Source organism: Shewanella litoralis, from assembly GCF_009828585.1.
Classification (GTDB): Bacteria; Pseudomonadota; Gammaproteobacteria; order Enterobacterales; family Shewanellaceae; genus Shewanella; species Shewanella litoralis.
This window is the reverse complement of sequence record NZ_WSRZ01000026.1, coordinates 1-19,185: the sequence shown is the minus strand read 5'-3', so window position 1 is coordinate 19,185 and position 19,185 is coordinate 1. Positions and strand designations below refer to the sequence as shown.

The following is a 19,185-nucleotide window of genomic DNA, read 5'->3' as shown; positions in this document are numbered from 1 at the left end:
GGGATGTTGGTCTTTGGTGAAAACATTCATCTTGAAAGATCAACAAGCCCTAATAACGATATACGATTACAATTACGATTACGATTACGATTACGATTCTTTAATACTCATTAAAATATCGAGTGCACGCAGACGGTGCTCGTTGCGGTATAAATCGTTAGTAAACATCACTTCATCTACGCCAAGCTGCTCAACAAACACTTCTAAACGATGTTTAATGGTCGCAGGGCCGCCGCAAATAGATAAGCTCAAAAAACTATCGACATAGCTTTTTTCTTGCTCGCTCCACAACCCATCCATGCTGTCGACAGGTGGTTTTAGCCACATTTCCTGGCCACGAATAAGCGCTAAAATACGTTGTTTTGATGTGGTGCTTAGGAACTGCGCTTCGGCATCGGTAGGCGCTGCCACTAACGGTAACCCAACCATCACATAAGGTTTAGCGAGCACTGCCGACGGGACAAATTCACGGCGATATAAGGCAATGGCTTCTGATAAAAAGCGTGGCGCAAAATGGCCCGCAAACACATACGGCAAACCACGTTGCGCCGCGAGTTGCGCACTGAACAAACTTGAGCCTAATAACCAAATCGGTACATTGGTATTCTCGCCCGGAATTGCCCTTACCGCTTTAGCTTGCCCGCTTTGGCGCGCTTCACATGGGCCGAGTAATGATTGCAGCTCACTGACCTCACCGGGGAAATGCTCTGCCCGTTGGGTATCGCGATTAAGCGCTAAGCTGGTTACCGGATCGCTCCTCGGCGCTCGGCCTAGGCCCAAATCAATCCGACCTGGATACAAACTGGCTAAAGTGCCAAATTGCTCTGCCACCACCAGCGGTGCATGATTAGGCAGCATAATGCCACCAGCACCCACTCTAATGCGCTCAGTACCACCTGCAATATAACCAATCAAAATTGATGTTGCCGAGCAAATAATCCCCGGCATATTGTGGTGCTCTGCTAACCAAAACCGATTCACCCCCAAACGCTCAGCATGCTGGGCATACGCTAAACTGTCTTTTAGGGTATCGGTGATGGTCGAGTCTTCACGCATTGGCGCAAGTTCAAGTAACGAAAAAGGAATATCTGCCAATATTGACATCATGGCTCCTTATTTGAGGAATGAAAAATCAGCCTAAAAGGCTTGTAGCATCTCGGGAGTGAATTCGTCGGTGTCTATCGTATACCCTGCAGCTTCAATCGCTTGCTGTAGTTTATCCAGCTCATTATTGACGTTAGACATGGTTAAGGTGTTGTTGTCTAACTCGTACACTATCGCCAAACTTTGATAATAAAAGCTCAATATCACCAAAGCATCACGGTTATTGTCTTTGGCCGCTTGTTGCACTGCTTTGAGTTTACGGAAAATTTTGTTTTGTAGCTGTTTGAGTTGCCACACGTAATAGACTTCATAAAACTTAGGTTTTTCGCGTAGATTGCGGATCAATAAACTGCAAACCATTAAGGCTAAAATGACACCAGTAAAGTTAAGATGGAAATTCCCAGTAGACTCGGCGCCAGGTAACGGCTTAACCCCAAAGAAATAAATCATTAACTGACCAAACACCAACGACAAAATGGCCAGAGTAACCACTAAGCCAATCTGCACCTGATTGTTTACCGACCGGTACTGGTTTTTATCTATTTTAACTAACTTCATTTTGCTACTCGCACATTTCACGCTACAGAATTATGCATAGCTTAACGCGCACCAATGTGAGAACAAAAGAGTAAATCGCTTTATATCAGAATAAAAAGACACAAGCCCTTAAATCATCAATAATTTAAGGGCTTAAAATGATCCTACCACCCGATTAAGGGTTTAGCTTAATTGCGGCCTGCCATTACGCCACCATCAACATCCCAAATTGCGCCAGTCACCCAGCCCGCTTGTGGAGACAATAAAAACGTTACACTGTTTGCAACATCAACAGGCGTACCAATGCGGCCAATTGGGTGGAACGCATTAAAGCCTGCCAATGCGGTTTCGACTTCTTTAGGCTCAATAAAGGCTTCATAAATTGGGGTAATCACTACCGCTGGCGACACGGCATTGACACGGATATTATGCTCTGCTAATTCCATCGCCATGTGCTGAGTCAATGCATGTAAACCGGCTTTTGCCATAGAGTAAGCGCTCGACGGGGTCGCTTTAATGGCTTGTTTGCCCCACATAGAGCCAATATTAACAATACTGCCACCGCCATGCTTAATCATGTTTCTGGCGACGGCTTGCGAAATCACAAACATCGCTTTGTTAAGCTCCATGTAAATGTCGTAATCACTCAATTGATGATCTAGAAATGGCTTAGGATTAAAATAACCTGCCGCATTCACTAAATGATCAATACCGCTATCCATAGCATCAATCATCTCAACCACACGTTGCAAATCTTGGGCATTATACAAGTTTGCTTGAACACCACTGACCTTGCCCAGTACTGATAACTGCTCAACGGCAGCGTCGAGCTTTTGCGCATTGTTACCCACGATAATGGTAGCAACACCTTGAGTGATTAATTGCTTAGCAGTTTCAAAACCAATACCACTGCTGCCACCAATAATTAATGCCGTTTTTGGGGTTAAAGTTGCCATTTGTTCACACCTAAGTTACGAATAAGTGTGATAAGCTTATTGATAAACTATCCATTTGAATAGTAAGTACAATTTAGTTCCATAGGTACTTTTAGGTACATATTGATGAATACAAAAGAAAAAATATTTCCACGCAAAACTGCACCCGAAAAATCAGCCCGTATGGTCGAAACGATTTACGGCTGTAAATGGTCGTTAACTGTGTATCAGCTGCTCGCCAATAATATTAATCGTCCCGGTGAGATGGTGAAATCGGTTGATGGGCTCAGCACTAAAGTGCTCAATCAATGCCTGAAGAAAAACCTCGAGTTTGGGATTTTAAATAAGATTAATTATCCCGAAATTCCGCCACGGGTAGAGTATGAGGTGACAGAATTTGGCCAAAAATTTATGCGGATTTTAGACGACATTGAAAAGCTGCAAAATGAAATTGATGCTTAACCCGCTGGCTAAGCATCCATTATCTCTATCTCATTTTAAACTTGTGATTATTCACTGGCAGCATTGAGCCAGACCAGTTTGGGTAATGCAGTTAAATCTAAACAATCTCCGCGCTGGGCAATTGCACTGCTTTTTGGCTTAGTCGCCTCATCTTGATTAAGCGCTTGTATTAGCACTTTTTGCGCCTCGGGTTCACCATGCACCAATATAATGGCAGGTGAATCCTCAAAATGATGATACCAACGTAACAGCTCAGCCTGATCTGCATGGGCAGACAAACCGCCAACTGTGTGAATACGCGCAGCCACTTTGACACTTTGGCCATGAATGGTCAGCTCTTCTGCGCCATCCACCAATAAGCGCCCTGGGGTGCCTAAGGCTTGATAACCACAAATAATAATGTTGGCTTCTTTACGCCATAAATTATGCACAAAATGGTTACGAATTCGGCCACCATTACACATGCCGCTACCCGCAATCACAATTAACCCTTCGTGAATGTCGTTAAGCTCTATCGACTCTTCTGTGCTGCTTACAAACTCAGCACACGATAGTAATGGATGCTTGCCGGGCGACATCCGGGTAAAGCGCTTAAAGTCATCGTCCAGTATGGGGTAATTGTTGACGTAAACTTGTGTGGCTTTAATGGCCATTGGGCTGTCTAAACAAATACGCCAACCTGATAAGTCCCACTCTTTGGCATATAAATGGAACAAATACAGTAACTCTTGAGCACGACCCACTGAAAAAGCTGGGATTAAAATATTGCCGCGACTTTGGTTAATGGTCGTTTTAAATATCGATTTAAGCTCCACCAGCGTTTCATGCCAACTGCGGTGTAAACGGTTACCATAAGTGCTTTCCATTAGCACTAAATCGGCTTTATCGATAAAGGTGGGGTCATCTAAAATAGGCATACCTGCACGGCCTAAGTCACCGCTAAAGACCAGTTTTTTCTGTTCAGGCTGTTGTCCTAGCCATAACTCAACCACTGCAGAGCCTAAAATATGCCCAGCATCAGACAAACAGACTTCTATTTCGTCTGCCACCTTTACTCGCTGACCATAATCGAGAACCACAAACTGGGTTAATACCTGCTCGACATCTTCTTCGGTAAACAATGGCTCGAGCTCTTCTAAATCGTGCTTAGCACGCTTTTTATTCTGTCTTTCTGTTCCGCGTTCTTGCAGCATTGCAGCGTCGCGCAACATAATGTCGCATAATTGTGCCGTCGCCCGCTGGGTATAAATAGGCCCGGTAAAACCTTGTTTTACCAAATAGGCAAGTCGTCCTGAATGATCAATATGTGCATGACTTAACACCACCGCATGGATTTGCTCTGCTTGAAATGGAAAGGGATCATGATTACGTAATTCATCAGCTTTGCCGCCTTGAATTAATCCGCAATCGAGTAACACTTGCTGACCACTGACGGTTAACAAGTGGCACGAACCTGTGACTTCTTCTGTTGCCCCGAAAAACTGCAAGGTCATTTGCATAATGTCACTCCTCTCAATTTACGTTTAAAACAACATCTTTAGTTTAAGCCTAGGCCTTTTTCAAAATAAAATAGCGATCTAGGTCAAAGAAACACCCAAAAACCTTACACATCCAGATTTAAATAAAAAGTCACAATTAATGCATAAATAACCGAAAATTAACAACCACACAAAATCATTAACCCCTTGTTAACACAGGTGTATGCTAAGTCATTGATGATTAATTTTTATGAGCAATATCGCTATTTTTGAGCATATTTCACTTTGAGAAAATGCAATGTGTTTGCTACTCTCCATCGCCTCAAAGGACAGATGTATTAATGGACTAAACAGTGCTTACTCAAACAACAAGACAAGAGATGAAGATGAACAAGACTTTAGTTGCCGCATTGATTTCAACAGTGCTAATTGCACCTTCTGTTTCAGCCACCGAAATTTTTAAAGACGATATAAATGCCGTTCAAATTGGTGGTTTTGTTGATGCACGTATCATCAACACTCAAGGCGAAACTGAAGTGGTTAACGGTGCATCACGCATTAATTTTGGCTTTGAACGTCAGCTACAAGATGGCTGGAAAGCGTATGCAAAATTAGAGTGGGGTGTTAACCCAGTTGGTAGTACTGACATTGTTTACAACAATCGTTTTGAATCAATTCAAGATGAATTCTTTTACAACCGTTTAGGTTATGCCGGTCTGTCGCATGACACTTACGGTAGCCTCACGATTGGCAAGCAATGGGGTGCTTGGTATGACGTGGTATATGGCACAAACTACGGTTTTGTTTGGGACGGTAACACTGCAGGTGTTTACACTTATAACAAAGATGACGGCGCTGTAAACGGTGTGGGTCGTGGTGACAAAACCGTGCAATACCGTAACAGCTTTGGCGATGTGAGCTTTGCAGTACAAGTGCAGTTAAAAAACAGCGAGTTTTATACCTGTGACTATGAAGATATTACCCAGGATGCTTGTGTAGCGTTATGGGAGTCTGGTTCAGTAGAAGCGCAGCAAGTTGAATACAACTATACCTACGGTGGTGCCGTAACCTATCAGGCCACTGACAAATTAGTGTTAACTGCAGGCCTGAATCGCGGTGAATTTGATGTGACCTTTGGTAACGGTAATACCTCAACAGCTGAAGACATTATTTACGGTGTGGGGATTACCTGGGGTAACTTCGACCAATTCGGTTTTTATGGTTCGGCAAACATTAACGGTAACGAAAACCACGACACAGATAATATTGGCCGTTTAATTGATAAAGCTGTGGGTGTTGAATCATTGTTTTCATACATGTTTGAAAACAAAATCCGTACCTTTGTGTCTTACAACATCCTAGATGCTGGCGATGATTATGTAATTCAACCTAACTATAACGCCGATCCTAACGATGTGTTCAAACGTCAGTTTGTGGTAATGGGTTTACATTATGTATTTAACCCAGAAACTGTCGTGTATTTAGAAGCGCGTCGCGATTACAGCGATTTCACCAGCGCCGATAAAGATCAGCAAGCCAGAATGGAACTGTCTGAAGACGACGGCGTAGCCATTGGTATCCGTTACTCACTTTAATGTTTATGAGTAATGGCATCTTAAGTGATATCGCCTAGATTTTATCCTTTGGTTTTTATCGCTTGGATTCTATCGCTTAAGTGCAGACAAAAAAGGTTCGACATCACTGTCGAACCTTTTTTATTGAGCTAGAAAAATCACTTAAATAATCATTTCTAAAAGACAATCTAATCGCCACTTAAGCAACCGTTGTCTCATCAACAATAGTCACCTTTTCAACCACAATCGGCTCACGAGGTACATCATCGTGACCTGCTACCATGGTGGTTTTTACCCGCTCCATTTGCTGAATCACATCCATTCCCGCAGTCACTTTGGCAAATACCGCATAACCCCAGCCTGAATTGGTTGTGGCAGTGTGATCGAGAAAATCATTATTGGCGACATTAATAAAAAACTGACCCGTAGCAGAGTGCGGTGCATCGGTACGTGCCATGGCTAAAGTACCGATCACATTTTTTAAGCCTTTGTTGGCTTCATTGGCAATCGGGTCGCGGGTTGGCTTTTCTTTCATTTTGGCGGTTAAGCCACCGCCCTGCACCATAAAGCCTTTAATTACCCGATGAAATATCGTGCCTTCATAAAAGCCATCCTGACAATACTTTAAAAAGTTTTTCGACGACACTGGCGCACGCTCCATTTCCAGCTCTACAGTAAAATCGCCAAGATTGGTGCTAAAAATAATCATAAATTGCCCACTAGGTTAAATACAACAATAGCGGCCATTATAGCCGCTATTGTGACTGTCTCGTTTGAGTTTATTGCGCTGTTGGATTAAATAACCTGAGCTCGGGATAATAAACGCCTTTCAAACAGTCCTTTGCTCTGCTAACTGCGTTGAATCGACTTACAATAGGCTAGCTATTGACGCGTCAATTCGCCTTGTTAGCTGAACAAATGACAAGCTTGAAAGTGAGGATGGGTAACATGTTGATTTTAAATAGTATAAATTCATCCCTTATTCCGAACTCAGGTTAAATAAATCCATCGCAGTCCGCGTCATAGCCCTAACACCCGTGCGAATAGTTAATTTGTAATCGGGTGCAAATTGACTTGAATGCAAAGATGGTAGCGCATTGCCCGAGTCGACACTGGCCTGATATTGCTTAGGATCAACGCCGCCAAGCCAAAACAGTGTAATGGGGCGTTTTTCAGGGGTGAGACCATACAAACCAAAGTCTTCACCTGCCATCACAGGTGGTGCAATAAGCACATTGTCACTACCAAGCTCAGCTTCAATACTGGCTTTAACCTTAGCGGCTAATGTTGGATCATTGTACGTTGATGGAATAGTTTCATCGTCATGTACATACACCACAGGCGCTAACTCTTCAGGCAAACCTGCACTCATCGCAATACCCGCGGTGATACGCTTAATCGCCGCAATTTGCTGCTCACGTACTTTAGGGTTATATGAGCGCAAAGTGAGCTGTAGCTTTACTTCATCTGAGATAATATTGTGCTTTGAGCCACCATGAATCGAACCCACCGTGACCACATTAGGCTCTAGTGGCGACACTTCACGACTCACTATGGTTTGCAATGCCAGTACCGTGCGCGCAGCAAGCACAACAGGGTCAATCGTGGCATGCGGATAAGCGCCATGGCCGCCCTTGCCTTTAATGCTAATATCAACCGAGTCGACATTCGCCAATGCATAACCGCTTACGGTGCCAACCTTGCCCGCAGGAATTGATGCACTTACATGTAAACCAATGATGCTGTCTGGCGTGGGGAACTGGCTAAACAAGCCTTGTTTAAGCATGGCTTTAGCGCCGCCGCCGACCTCTTCAGCCGGTTGAGCCACCATCATTAAAGTGCCCTGCCAATCGGCTTTATGTTTAACCAATTGCTCAGCCGTACCAATAAGGCTAGTCATGTGAATATCGTGGCCACAGCCATGCATAATGCCCACGGTATTATTGTTTGCATCAACTGTGGTGACGGTTGAGGCGTAGTCTTTTCCGGTTTGTTCAATAATCGGTAAGCCGTCAATGTCAGCGCGGATCATCACTACCGGCCCTTCGCCATTTTGCAATATGCCGACTACACCGTAACCGCCAAAATTAGACGTCACCTCAAAGCCAAGTTGCTTCAGCTCAGCGGCCATACGCTCGCTGGTGGCTTTTTCTTGGTACGACAGTTCAGGATGCTGGTGCAAATGTAAGTACAGCTTTTCCAGCTTAGGTAAGGCTTGAGTCACTGATTGATCTAGCTTGGTATTCGCAACTGCACTCAGTGACAGTGACGAAGCAGTAAGTGCAAGCGCCAATATGGGGTAAGCAAGACGTAGGCGGGTCATATTATTATTCTTAAATGTCGGGAATTGAGTATGTTAACCTAGCACAAGCTCACGCTAGGTGGTAAGGCGTATTAGCGACATCATTGCCAATGCATAATAAAAATAAGGGAAACCAATGAAAGTGATTACCGAAACACCCAGGTTGATTATCCGAGAGTTCACCCTTGAAGATGCCCCCGCGGTATTGCACTTTAATACCCCTGAAGAGGTGAATCGATATACCGGTGATGCGGGTGTGTGCACTACGATAACGGATGCCGAAAATATCATCCGCAATATTTGGTTGGTTGAATATCAGCAATACGGTTTTGGCCGCTGGGCAGTCGTTGCTAAAGACACCAATACTGTGATTGGTTTTTGCGGTTTTAAAAATGAAACCCGCATTAATGCGGTGGATATTGGCTATCGCTTGCATCCAGATTATTGGGGCCAGGGTTTAGCTACTGAAGCCAACCAGGCTTGTATTGATTATGCTAAAAAACATATGGATTTAGACATAGTGTATGCCGATGCGGCGGACGCTAATACAGGCTCAATTAATGTCGCCACTAAGCTTGGAATGGTTTATCACTCGCAGTATCAAGAAGGCGAATTTACCTTTAATCGGTATGCTATTTCACTCAAAACTGGTGGTTCTGCGGATAACAGCTAACCCAAATAAAAATCCCTTAACAGAGCCACTATTAAGGGATTTTTAGTATTCATTTAACGTTAACGATGGCGAACAAGTCGTTACATTTTGAGCTGCACATTCGAGGTCATTTTAGTCGAGCACGCCAATACAAAACCTGCCGCAATTTCTTCAGCAGTTAATGCCATCTTGCTAGACGACACTGTAGTGCCTGACACAACCTGACATTTACATGCACCACATACGCCCGTTCGGCACGCCGCAATCATTGGTAATTTTGCCGACTCTATGCCGTCAAGTAAGCTTTGGTCGCCGCTTAATTCAACCTGCTTGTCACCTATACTCAACATAAACCGTTCTGTTGATGGGTTACTGTCTAGCGCCGCTTTTAAGCCTAGAGCGCTACTTGCGCCAAAGCTTTCTTGATTAAACTGACTCATATCAAATTCGGCAGTTTCAAGCATTAATTTTACCGCAGCCATGTAGGGCTCAGGTCCGCATACAAATACAGTACGTTGTTGATAATCGGGTACTAACTTGACTAAGGTTTCTAAGCTTAAGCGACCACCTTCGCAACCTGTAGAGGTATGTTTAGCGGTTAACTTTTGCTTATTACTGTCGGACTCTAGTACATAATTAAGATTAAAACTCGGGCTGCGTGATGCCATTGACGCCATCGAATCGGCAAACATAATGTCATGAACCGTTTTTGCACTGTGTACAAAGGCAATATCGCTGTCGGTGGTGGTATCGCACAGCCAGCGCGACATAGAATGCATTGGCGTAACACCGCAACCAGCACTTAACAATAAGTACTTATCGGCTTCAATGTCGATCAAGTTAAATATGCCATCAGGGCCCGTTACCGTCACATCATCGCCAACATTGAGCGACTCTGTTAAGTAATTAGACACCAAACCACCCGCGATTTTTTTAACGGTAACCACTAACGAAAATGGCCGTGAAGGTGACGATGAAATAGTGTAACTGCGATAAACTTTGTCGCCATTAATGTCGAGTTTAAAGGTAATAAACTGTCCCGGTTTAAAATTAAACTTAACCGGTGTCAGCCCTTGAAATCGAAAGCTCACCACATCATGGGTTTCATTCCACTTTTCAATACAGCGCAGTTGCACCTCACCTCGTTGCCAGTTTTCAGCAGCCAAAAGTGCTTTCGAGCCTGACAACGCAGGTGGTTGCACCGTAGGCGTGGTTTTGAAAACAGGGGGCTCGATAACAGGAGTCACCTTTTTTGCCGCTTGGGCAGAAAGCGCTTGTGAAAATGAAAAACCAATTGAGGGAGCACTACTCATTTTTACACCTTTAACGCAGTAAAAAATACCGAGCGCGATATGAACTTCTCATATCGCCTGTAATCGTTATCGTGCAAATACGGGTAACATAAATGCACGATTTTTAGGGCTAATTACGCCACTTTCATCATCGCTTTTAAGTCTGACGCAACATCAGTAGTGCCACGTAAACCAAACTGTTGCTCTAAAATAGTCATTAGATTTTCAGATAAAAACGCTGGCGCAGTAGGTCCTGTACGGATGTTTTTCACACCAAGCGATAACAGAGTTAACAACACTACAATGGCTTTTTGCTCAAACCACGACAACACCAGGCTCAACGGTAAATCGTTAAGGTCACATTCAAAAATATCTTTTAACGCTAACGCTAATTGAATAGCAGAATAGGCATCGTTACATTGGCCCACATCTAATAAACGTGGTACGCCATTGATGTCACCAAAGTCTAATTTATTGAATTTGTATTTACCGCAACCTAAGGTCAAAATAATTGAATCGTCAGGCACTGATTTCGCTAAATCGGTAAAGTAATTACGCTCTAACTTGTCGCCATCACAACCACCAATTAAGAAGAAGTGTTTAATAGAACCATTCTTAACATTTTCAACTACGGTTGGTGCAGCTGCCATTAAGGCATTACGGGCAAAACCGATAGTGATCATGTGTGGAATTTCATCATAAGCAAAACCTTCAAGTTCAAGGGCTTTGTTAATCACTTCGCTGAAATCATCACCTTCAACGTGAGTCACACCAGGCCAACCTACGATACTACGGGTATAAATACGGTCAGAATATTCACCGACTGTAGGGTCGATAATACAGTTTGAGGTCATCACTACTGCACCAGGGAAAGTGGCAAATTCTTTTTGCTGATTTTGCCAAGCGCCGCCGTAGTTACCGACTAAATGCGAGTATTTTTTAAATGCAGGGTAAGCAAGTGCTGGTAACATTTCGCCGTGAGTAAAGACATTAATGCCCTTGCCTGCGGTTTGCTCAAGAATAAGCTCTAAGTCTTTCATGTCGTGACCAGACACTAAAATCGCTTTACCTTTAACAGATTTGGTATTCACTTGGGTTGGCTCAGGATGGCCAAAAGAAGTGGTTTCGCCTAAATCTAACATCGCCATAATGCGGTAGTTTAATAGGCCAATTTGCATTGCAGTAGCAAATAACTTGTCGGCATCAACAGAGTCTTCGCCTAAAAACGACATAATTTTATGGAATTCAGCAGCCACATCAACATCAGTTTGGTCTAATACGCGTGCATGCTCCATGTAAGCCGCGGCGCCTTTTAAGCCATATAGGCATAATAAACGTAAGCCTAAAATGTCTTCATTTACGTCACCACGATTAAGCAGTGCAATGGGTGCTTGAGCTAAAATTTCAGGTTTTGAGGTAGCAAGTAATAACTCACCTTGGCCGCTCACCATTTCTGGCTCTACACCTTTGCTTTTACAAGCAGCAATGTAAGCCGCTTTTAATTGGTCGCGATACGTCTGTGCCTGGTAGGCATAATCAATTAAGCGTTCATCGTCGAAGTTTACGTTAGTTAACGTGGCAAAAAAGGCTTTAGGCACAAAAGTGTCAATGTCGTTGTCTACAATGCCAAACTCACGCGCTTTAACAGCATAAGCAGACAAGCCTTGCAGCATATAGATTAATAAATCTTGAATATCAGACGTTGATGCTAACTTGCCGCACATACCTTGCGAGTAACTACAGCCATTGCCTTCTGGTGTTCTAATGGTTTGCTCACATTGCACACAAAACATAACTCTACTCCTCAAATATTATTCATGTATAAATTTTACATGTTAAGAATGAGTTTACTCTTTACTCTGTAAATCTAAACCCGTTTTTAGGGCCAATGTTGCGTTTTATGAGCTAAATCACCTTAAGCATTTGCTAATAAAACCTGCTATTGAATCGCTTTTTTTACAGCGATAACCTCGTATTACTGGCCGCTAATAGCTATAAACAGAGCCGTTCAACATCGAATACACGCTTAAAATATTTTCCTGTTACCCCTTAAAAAAACGTAGAATTACCTCATTAACGACTTTCAAATCAGGATGAATAGATGAAAACCAAACTTAATGCGATTGCATCAGCCCTCTTTTTATTGCTTGCCCCTGCGGCAATGGCTGCAGATGTTGCGGTGATCACCTTAGAAAATGGCGCTAATGTTCGCTTAAAAGACGACTTCACCTGGGAATACATTATTACCGAAACCGTGGCTCAACCAGTGCAAGCTGCTAAAGCAGACATCACAGAGCAAGCAAACGGAGTAACACCGCCTGCCATTGCACCTGCAGAGTCGGTAGCTGCAGTAACAACACCTGCTGCTGCACAAACGGTTGCCATGCCTACTGCGCCTACAGTCAATACTCAAGTAGCAACCACACGCTTAACTGCAGCGGCGTTAGCACAACCAGAATTATTAGGCAGTACGGCTAAAGACGGCATTAAAATCACCCTCGCTGACACCCAGTGGAAAGATAACGAATTAGGTTTAGTATTTGATTTTGACAGCACCAGTGACGAGCATGTCACGGTGGTCAATGTTGAAGCCAGTTTCTTTAATGACCAGGGCGGCTTAATCAAAACCGAAACCCTAGAAGCCTGGGAAGCCATTTTCCGTATGCCAGAAACGTATTTGCGTAAAGGCCAGCACCGCCAATCGCCAGTGTTGTGGGTAGAAGGAATTAACCAACAGCAATGGCAACAACAGCTCATCAGCTTAAAAATTGTTGAGATTGAATCGCGCTAAGTAGGTTAATTAATCAAACCAAGCGTTAATAAACTAAAAAAGCCCAGATGAAACAGTATTTCACCTGGGCTTTTTTAAACATCATCAATGTTAATTCAATAATTCATGATCTTTTGGTAACTGTTTACTAATCCACAATATCAATTTATGTTTACGGTTAGGGCCGTCATCTTTATCTTCGGCTAATGGTTGTATTAGCTTATCTTGCACCAACAACCGATAAATACATTCCACTTTATCTTTTGGCGAAATCCCCTTACCAAAATCGTCAAAGCCACGCTTTTGTGCGTAACCCACCCCAATCTCCATTGCGAGCTTGAGCAGTTGTGTATCATGCTTACCTGCTTTCATTTAGTGCCCTCATCATGCTTTTACTATCTTTTAAACTACGTGAAAAATCACAAATAGCCACTAGAATTCACCATAAACAGCACTAAAACCCAACAAACATCACCCTTGGTAACTTTGGTTACAAAAATTAATCTTCGTTAATCGCATTACCCTATGCCTACAGCCGCAGGCTTGGTATTGTACCCAGGTATTTACTTTCGTTTTTATGGTCACTATTTTGCGGTAACAACCACATTTGAAATAGGCATAAAAGCACTACAATCGGGCCGTGCCCAAGGATATATTAATGCGTAAAACTCTTATTACCACTGCCGTAAGTGCGGCATTGATGCTTAGTGCGTGTTCAGAACCAACAGCAGACACCGCCATGACAAGCAAAACCTCAGCAGAAGCACCTACAATAACGACCAAAGCACCTGCCACCGCCGAAAACGCGCTGTTAGTCGCAAGCCCATTGCAATACATGGCGCCGCAGTTTGACAAATTTAAAGCCGGTGACTTTTTACCCGCCTTTGAACAAGGCATGAAAGAGCACAAAGCTGAAATCGCAGCCATTACCAACAACGCTGACGCACCAACGTTTGAGAACACCGTGGTGGCATTTGAAAAAACCGGCGCGATATTAGACCGCACCCAGCGCGTGTTTTTTAACCTTACAGGCTTAATTTCAGACGACAACTTCATCAGTGTTGAAGAGCAAGTTGTGCCTCAGTTAACCGCGCACATGGACAACATCTACCTCGATGAAAAACTGTTTGCACGCATTCAAGCCATTTACAAAAACAAAGCCACATTAACAGGCGAAGACTTACGTTTAGTTGAAGTCTATTACGAACGCTTTGTGCGCGCAGGTGCAGAATTATCAGCAGAAGACAAAGCTCAAATGCGTGAGCTAAACGGTGAGCTGGCTAAGCTTGAAACCAGCTTCTCACAAAACGTTTTAAAGTCATTTAAAGATGACGTGCTAGTGGTTGAAGACAAAGCCATGCTCGACGGCTTGTCAGACAATGACATCGCATCATTAGCTGCAGCAGCAAAAGCAGCAGGCAAAAGCGGTTACATGATTACCCTGGTTAACACTACCACCCAACCGTTACTGTCTAGCCTTAAAAACCGCGACTTACGTAAACAGCTTTGGGAAACTTCAGCTTATCGCGCAATGGACACCAATAGCCCGCTTAATATCAAAATCGCGGGGCTGCGTGCACAAAAAGCCAAACTATTAGGTTACCCAACCTGGGCCGCTTATTCTACAGGCGATCAAATGGCGCAAAACCCAGAAGCGGTTTATGGCATTTTAGATGACTTAGCACCTAAAGCTTTAGTTAAAGCCAAAATTGAAGCCGCTGATATTCAAGCCGAAATCGTTAAAGACGGTAAAGACTTTACGCTTGAAGCATGGGACTGGGCTTACTACGCCGAAAAAGTTCGCGCAGCAAAATATGACCTGGACGACAGTCAAGTTAAGCCATACTTTGAAATGAATACCGTACTAAATGACGGCCTATTCTTCGCGATGGAAAAACTGTACGGCATTACCTTTAAGTCACGTAACGACTTACCTGTATGGCACAAAGACGTTACCGCTTATGAAATCTTTAACAAAGACGGCAGCTCACTAGGCTTGTTCTATCTTGATATGTACGCGCGTCAGGGTAAACGTGGCGGTGCATGGATGGATGAATTTGTTAGCCAGTCATTCTTAAAAAATACTAAACCAGTCGTGTATAACGCGCTTAACGTGCCAAAACCTGCTGAAGGTCAACCAACACTGTTAACCTTTGACGAAGTGAGCACGTTATTCCACGAGTTTGGCCACGCGATTCACGGCTTATATTCACAAGTTAACTACCCAAGCCTTGCAGGTACCTTAACCGCTCGTGACTTTGTTGAGTTTCCATCACAAGCAAACGAAGACTGGAGCATCGACCCTGCCGTGCTAGCAAACTACGCTAAGCACTACCAAACAGGCGAGCCTATTCCTGCCGAGTTACTGGCTAAAGTATTAAAAGCGCACACCTTTAACCAGGGGTTTGGCACTGTTGAATACCTAGCAGCTGCACTGCTTGATATGGAATGGCACTCAATTCCTGCTGGCACTGAAATTACCGATGTTGCTACCTTTGAAAAACAAGCACTGGCTAAACACGGTTTAGACTACAGCCCAATCGCACCGCGTTATAAAACCACCTACTTTAGCCACAGCTTCGGCGGCGGTTACTCTGCTGGTTACTACGCCTACCTGTGGACCGAAGTGTTTGCCGCAGACGCATTTGCCCACATGATGGCGCAAGGTGGATTAACCCAAGAGAACGGCCAAAAATACCGCGACACCGTATTGTCAAAAGGTAACAGCCAGGATCTAATGCAAAGCTACATCGACTTTGCCGGTAAAAAACCTTCAACAGACGCGCTATTAAAGCGCCGTGGTTTAGTGCACTAAGCACGATTTGTTGTCGCAACCTCTACTGCTGAACATATTTAGCAGTAGAGATTGCTAACAAACACAACAGAACGCAGCAAAGCAAAACGGCGATAAAGACAACACGCTAAAACGCATTGAAAGAATAAAAAGAGCAAAAATCACCCAAACGCAGCCTTTTTTGAGCGATATTGCACATTTGTTGCGCCATCGCACACTTCAAGGCTTTACATTTTCGTGAATACCCTTATTATTCACCGCGTTCGGAGGGATGGCAGAGTGGTCGAATGCACCGGTCTTGAAAACCGGCAACGGTTTACCCCGTTCTAGGGTTCAAATCCCTATCCCTCCGCCACATTTAAATAAAAAGGCCCGCTATTTATAGCGGGCCTTTTTATTTGGGCGAAAGATAGAGATTTAAACCCTGGGTTCCTCTTTATTACAAGCAAGCTATCCCTCTTCAAGATTCAAGACCAAATGCAAAATGCCAAATCGACAAACCTAAGGCTGCGCTGTCTAGCTTTAACAATACTGCTCGTGGCTAAGGGGGGCAAATCGCCTTTTGAATCAGGGAAAGCCAATTCCAATTTATCGCAAACATCGCTAATAGAACGGTTACGCATCAAACCAATCCCAAGTACCAACCAAACGGCTTGTTCAGCAGGGAATCTCCTCTTTCTGACGGCGGCACGACCTGTTTGATTAACGGCTTCCGATACCCATTCGATAGGGATATTTTTGCGGAATGAGTCGATTGACTCAGGAAAATGAAATTCAGCAGTCGCTTAAACGATCGGTATTAGTACGCAACTATCCCACTTTTTGTTCCAAAAAGGTCGGATAGTTGCTCGGGAAAAGGGGAACCCCTTTGAACCCTAAACCTATAATGCGCCTGTTAAAAACAGGCGCATTATAGGCGAGATCTACTGGTACTTTTTATTGTAAACGATTTAAGATGTGCCAATTTTGAATTGAGTAGTTCATTATTTTAATAATGGATCTATTTGGGGTTATCACAAATCCAGCCTTAAATGTTACATGGCTATTGATTTGGCTTCACTAATAACCTTATTCTGTGATTCAGTTGCCTTCTTGATAACTTCCGCATACACACGCTCTTTCTCTGCAGAACTTGCGTTCATAACAAAGGCTGAAAGCTTAGATGTGGTAACTTTATTTTTAGATACATTTGTCGACATAGGTTTCTCACATAAAACAGTCTAAAAAATAGGCTCAGGAGGTAAGTTTAACAGCCTTATTAATTCTGTGCGAGTGTATTCATTCTTAATATGATGCTCTACCGCTGTAATATTGTCATGGTAAATACGAGTGCTACCATCGTTGTTTTTTATAAGTAAATCTATCTTAATCGAAGCACCGTATTTGGTTTTTACTTGCCTAACGACTTTTTGTGAATTTAAGAATTGATCAATAAATATAGAGGGTAAAATACCACGGCCTTCAAGCTTTTCTCTTGCTTGTACAAATTCCCAAGCTAACTCAGGCTCTTGATACACAAAAATAATGAGTACTGCTCGATTTCGCATTAAGGAGCGATCAATATTTTTGCAGGCAACATCAAAGTTTGACAACGTTCCATCTAAAATAAAGCTTTGGTCATTATTGAAAATTCTGTCTAAAGTGCGTTCAACTATAAAGCTGACTGCTTTTTGAAACAAATACGAGTTTTTACCTGTGTATTCTTGGAAGTAAACTCTTAGTTCATCAGGGTCAAGTCTTATAATTCCTGTTTCATCAAACACTTCAATAAACGCTTTTGACGCCTCTGTTTTACCTGCGCCAGGAGAACCACACATAAAGATAGAGACGGGCTGTTGATCTGCGGGATATTTGCCTAAATCGGTCAGTTCACGAGCTATACGAGTTCGATTTGCTTTTGCAAATATAATTGCTTGAGTTTCAATTTCAGTCTCTTGCTCTGTCATAGCCTGTGGTAACGTTTCTAGAATAAAACAGCATGATACCAGTCAATATAAATTGGGTATAAAAATATCTGAGTTTTTTATACGCATGTGAATCGACAATGCCACCGCCTTATTGAGGAGCAGCCTGCAACAATTTGGCCGTCTCAAAGCCATGCAGTATCCTTGTTAAAGGCGATTACGGCAGTCAGTATCTCTACGGTAGTGTAGGCAAAGGTGCTGGCGGTAATGCAGGCCCTAACGCCATTAGGCAGTTTATTCGTGGTGGTACAAAAACCTTCACCTATGACAATAACGGTAACAGGCTCACAGGTGATGGCGTAACGTTAACCTATAACGACCAAAACAAGCCGTTAACGGTTGACCGCAATAATGTAAAAAGCACATTCAGTTACGATGCCAATGGTAACCGCTATAAACAGGTTAAACAGCAAAGCGGTAGTGTGGTATCGACCACGTATTATGTGGGCAGTTTTGAGCGTGAAGTGACCCTAAGCAGTACGGTAGATAAAACCTACATTGGTGACCACACCATTAAGATGAAAGCCCATGTGGGCAGCTTGGGGAATCAATCACCGTTTCAGCATGTACTGCGCGACCACTTAGGCAGTGTCGATACCTTGATGGATGCTAAAACCGGTGCCGTACTACAGCACCGTGGTTATGATGTATTTGGTCGTCCAAGAGACATAGCATCAGGTAATGCGCTATTAACTAGCTGGCAAGGCGTCACAAAAGGCTACACAGACCATGAGCATTTGATTGACCAAGAGCTTATTCACATGAACGGGCGGATATACGATTTCAACATCGGCCGTTTTTTAAGTGTTGACCCGTTTTTGCAGTTCCCAGAGAATAGTCAAAGCGCTAACCCGTATTCGTATATTTTGAATAACCCGATGAGTGGGGTTGATCCGACTGGGTATAGTGCTGTTCGAAGTGGTAATGCATCTGCTTGGCGTGTCGCCATTTGTGACAGTAATTATGGTAATAGTTGTGCCAAAACGCCTGTTGATAACATTATGGCACAGTGGGACTTGAGTAATGGACAAAGCAATGAGTCATTAGCCAAGCAATAACGTCAAATAACATGGCCATATATGGACGCTCCCGGTGAGTCAAGACAATACTCTGCTCACCGAAGGCTTTTTGGCCTTAGTTTTCTGTACAACATTCTCACTGTTATCGTTGCTTTTGATGCGCTCATTTACCGCTAAAAGCGGTTGTACTGCCATATATACGGGCTTAACAGCCAAGCTGCGCCCCTAATGAAATCCGTACCACTGCGCCGGTCAATTGAAACACCCATGCGGATTAGGTTTTTCCTATCCTTGGCCTATTC

18 protein-coding genes and 1 tRNA gene are annotated in these 19,185 nt (G+C 43.4%); 7 read left to right on the top strand and 12 right to left on the bottom strand.

From position 1 onward, the window contains the following. Positions 1-90: 90 nt before the first annotated feature. The 3 genes from GQA99_RS17250 to GQA99_RS17240 all read right to left on the bottom strand — a co-directional run bounded on the left by GQA99_RS17250 (position 91) and on the right by GQA99_RS17240 (position 2,597). The gene (locus GQA99_RS17250) at positions 91-1,104 is read right to left on the bottom strand and encodes an LLM class flavin-dependent oxidoreductase (RefSeq protein ID WP_160056060.1); all 1,014 of its coding nucleotides are present in this window, start codon (positions 1,102-1,104) and stop codon (positions 91-93) included. Positions 1,105-1,137: 33 nt separating this feature from the next. Further along, positions 1,138-1,662, bottom strand: coding sequence for a DUF3087 domain-containing protein (locus GQA99_RS17245; protein ID WP_160056001.1), 525 nt, complete (start codon positions 1,660-1,662; stop codon positions 1,138-1,140). 167 nt (positions 1,663-1,829) lie between these two features. Continuing rightward, positions 1,830-2,597, bottom strand: a complete 768-nt coding sequence (locus tag GQA99_RS17240) for an SDR family NAD(P)-dependent oxidoreductase (protein ID WP_160055999.1) — start codon at positions 2,595-2,597, stop codon at positions 1,830-1,832. Between the two features lie 105 nt (positions 2,598-2,702). On the opposite strand from GQA99_RS17240, the gene GQA99_RS17235 reads away from it, so the two are divergent. Continuing rightward, positions 2,703-3,038 carry a winged helix-turn-helix transcriptional regulator gene (locus GQA99_RS17235; protein WP_160055997.1) on the top strand — a complete coding sequence of 112 codons (336 nt, stop codon included), beginning with the start codon at positions 2,703-2,705 and terminating at the stop codon, positions 3,036-3,038. Between the two features lie 47 nt (positions 3,039-3,085). Here GQA99_RS17235 and GQA99_RS17230 read toward each other — a convergent pair whose 3' ends face one another. Continuing rightward, positions 3,086-4,537, bottom strand: coding sequence for an MBL fold metallo-hydrolase RNA specificity domain-containing protein (locus GQA99_RS17230; RefSeq protein ID WP_160055995.1), 1,452 nt, complete (start codon positions 4,535-4,537; stop codon positions 3,086-3,088). A 365-nt stretch (positions 4,538-4,902) separates the two neighbouring features. Here GQA99_RS17230 and GQA99_RS17225 point away from each other — a divergent pair, with 365 nt between their 5' ends. Continuing rightward, positions 4,903-6,111: a porin gene (locus GQA99_RS17225; protein ID WP_160055993.1), complete on the top strand. Its 1,209-nt coding sequence runs from the start codon at positions 4,903-4,905 to the stop codon at positions 6,109-6,111. A 178-nt stretch (positions 6,112-6,289) separates the two neighbouring features. Here GQA99_RS17225 and GQA99_RS17220 read toward each other — a convergent pair whose 3' ends face one another. After that, positions 6,290-6,799 (bottom strand): peptidylprolyl isomerase, encoded by a 510-nt coding sequence (locus GQA99_RS17220; RefSeq protein ID WP_160055991.1) that lies wholly within the window; start codon positions 6,797-6,799, stop codon positions 6,290-6,292. 270 nt (positions 6,800-7,069) lie between these two features. Next, positions 7,070-8,413 carry a M20 metallopeptidase family protein gene (locus tag GQA99_RS17215; protein ID WP_160055989.1) on the bottom strand — a complete coding sequence of 448 codons (1,344 nt, stop codon included), beginning with the start codon at positions 8,411-8,413 and terminating at the stop codon, positions 7,070-7,072. Between the two features lie 115 nt (positions 8,414-8,528). Here GQA99_RS17215 and GQA99_RS17210 point away from each other — a divergent pair, with 115 nt between their 5' ends. After that, positions 8,529-9,065, top strand: a complete 537-nt coding sequence (locus GQA99_RS17210) for a GNAT family N-acetyltransferase (RefSeq protein WP_160055987.1) — start codon at positions 8,529-8,531, stop codon at positions 9,063-9,065. Between the two features lie 80 nt (positions 9,066-9,145). Here the strand turns inward: GQA99_RS17210 and GQA99_RS17205 are convergent, their stop codons facing one another. Continuing rightward, positions 9,146-10,357, bottom strand: coding sequence for an FAD-binding oxidoreductase (locus tag GQA99_RS17205; protein ID WP_160055985.1), 1,212 nt, complete (start codon positions 10,355-10,357; stop codon positions 9,146-9,148). Positions 10,358-10,470: 113 nt separating this feature from the next. Then, the gene (gene hcp / locus GQA99_RS17200; protein WP_160055983.1) at positions 10,471-12,129 is read right to left on the bottom strand and encodes a hydroxylamine reductase; all 1,659 of its coding nucleotides are present in this window, start codon (positions 12,127-12,129) and stop codon (positions 10,471-10,473) included. A 308-nt stretch (positions 12,130-12,437) separates the two neighbouring features. Between hcp and GQA99_RS17195 the strand changes: the two genes are divergently transcribed. Next, complete coding sequence (locus GQA99_RS17195; RefSeq protein WP_160055981.1) at positions 12,438-13,127, top strand: DUF3157 family protein; 690 nt, start codon at positions 12,438-12,440, stop codon at positions 13,125-13,127. A gap of 90 nt (positions 13,128-13,217) precedes the next feature. Here the strand turns inward: GQA99_RS17195 and GQA99_RS17190 are convergent, their stop codons facing one another. Beyond that, on the bottom strand, positions 13,218-13,478 hold the full coding sequence (locus GQA99_RS17190) for a DUF5062 family protein (protein ID WP_160055979.1): 261 nt from the start codon (positions 13,476-13,478) through the stop codon (positions 13,218-13,220). A 286-nt stretch (positions 13,479-13,764) separates the two neighbouring features. On the opposite strand from GQA99_RS17190, the gene GQA99_RS17185 reads away from it, so the two are divergent. Together GQA99_RS17185 and GQA99_RS17180 are read left to right on the top strand one after the other, a co-directional pair. After that, the gene (locus GQA99_RS17185) at positions 13,765-15,921 is read left to right on the top strand and encodes a M3 family metallopeptidase (RefSeq protein ID WP_160055977.1); all 2,157 of its coding nucleotides are present in this window, start codon (positions 13,765-13,767) and stop codon (positions 15,919-15,921) included. Positions 15,922-16,165: 244 nt separating this feature from the next. Continuing rightward, positions 16,166-16,255, top strand: a tRNA-Ser gene (locus GQA99_RS17180). Between the two features lie 112 nt (positions 16,256-16,367). Here GQA99_RS17180 and GQA99_RS20960 read toward each other — a convergent pair. The 3 genes from GQA99_RS20960 to GQA99_RS17170 form a co-directional block, all read right to left on the bottom strand. Further along, the gene (locus GQA99_RS20960; protein WP_206194587.1) at positions 16,368-16,655 is read right to left on the bottom strand and encodes a transposase domain-containing protein; all 288 of its coding nucleotides are present in this window, start codon (positions 16,653-16,655) and stop codon (positions 16,368-16,370) included. 279 nt (positions 16,656-16,934) lie between these two features. After that, positions 16,935-17,099 carry a hypothetical protein gene (locus tag GQA99_RS20610; protein ID WP_164839172.1) on the bottom strand — a complete coding sequence of 55 codons (165 nt, stop codon included), beginning with the start codon at positions 17,097-17,099 and terminating at the stop codon, positions 16,935-16,937. Positions 17,100-17,120: 21 nt separating this feature from the next. Next, positions 17,121-17,846 (bottom strand): zeta toxin family protein, encoded by a 726-nt coding sequence (locus GQA99_RS17170; protein WP_160055975.1) that lies wholly within the window; start codon positions 17,844-17,846, stop codon positions 17,121-17,123. A gap of 134 nt (positions 17,847-17,980) precedes the next feature. On the opposite strand from GQA99_RS17170, the gene GQA99_RS17165 reads away from it, so the two are divergent. Next, complete coding sequence (locus GQA99_RS17165; protein ID WP_160055973.1) at positions 17,981-18,922, top strand: RHS repeat domain-containing protein; 942 nt, start codon at positions 17,981-17,983, stop codon at positions 18,920-18,922. Positions 18,923-19,185 lie beyond the last annotated feature (263 nt).

Coding starts and splice junctions, on each gene's coding strand:
- GQA99_RS17170 (WP_160055975.1), bottom strand. CDS start 17,846: ATGACAGAGCAAGAGACTGAAATTGAAACTCAAGCAATTATATTTGCA.
- GQA99_RS17225 (WP_160055993.1), top strand. CDS start 4,903: ATGAACAAGACTTTAGTTGCCGCATTGATTTCAACAGTGCTAATTGCA.
- hcp (WP_160055983.1), bottom strand. CDS start 12,129: ATGTTTTGTGTGCAATGTGAGCAAACCATTAGAACACCAGAAGGCAAT.
- GQA99_RS20610 (WP_164839172.1), bottom strand. CDS start 17,099: ATGTCGACAAATGTATCTAAAAATAAAGTTACCACATCTAAGCTTTCA.
- GQA99_RS17205 (WP_160055985.1), bottom strand. CDS start 10,357: ATGAGTAGTGCTCCCTCAATTGGTTTTTCATTTTCACAAGCGCTTTCT.
- GQA99_RS17210 (WP_160055987.1), top strand. CDS start 8,529: ATGAAAGTGATTACCGAAACACCCAGGTTGATTATCCGAGAGTTCACC.
- GQA99_RS17250 (WP_160056060.1), bottom strand. CDS start 1,104: ATGTCAATATTGGCAGATATTCCTTTTTCGTTACTTGAACTTGCGCCA.
- GQA99_RS17185 (WP_160055977.1), top strand. CDS start 13,765: ATGCGTAAAACTCTTATTACCACTGCCGTAAGTGCGGCATTGATGCTT.
- GQA99_RS17195 (WP_160055981.1), top strand. CDS start 12,438: ATGAAAACCAAACTTAATGCGATTGCATCAGCCCTCTTTTTATTGCTT.
- GQA99_RS17220 (WP_160055991.1), bottom strand. CDS start 6,799: ATGATTATTTTTAGCACCAATCTTGGCGATTTTACTGTAGAGCTGGAA.
- GQA99_RS17240 (WP_160055999.1), bottom strand. CDS start 2,597: ATGGCAACTTTAACCCCAAAAACGGCATTAATTATTGGTGGCAGCAGT.
- GQA99_RS17215 (WP_160055989.1), bottom strand. CDS start 8,413: ATGACCCGCCTACGTCTTGCTTACCCCATATTGGCGCTTGCACTTACT.
- GQA99_RS17235 (WP_160055997.1), top strand. CDS start 2,703: ATGAATACAAAAGAAAAAATATTTCCACGCAAAACTGCACCCGAAAAA.
- GQA99_RS17190 (WP_160055979.1), bottom strand. CDS start 13,478: ATGAAAGCAGGTAAGCATGATACACAACTGCTCAAGCTCGCAATGGAG.
- GQA99_RS17245 (WP_160056001.1), bottom strand. CDS start 1,662: ATGAAGTTAGTTAAAATAGATAAAAACCAGTACCGGTCGGTAAACAAT.
- GQA99_RS17230 (WP_160055995.1), bottom strand. CDS start 4,537: ATGCAAATGACCTTGCAGTTTTTCGGGGCAACAGAAGAAGTCACAGGT.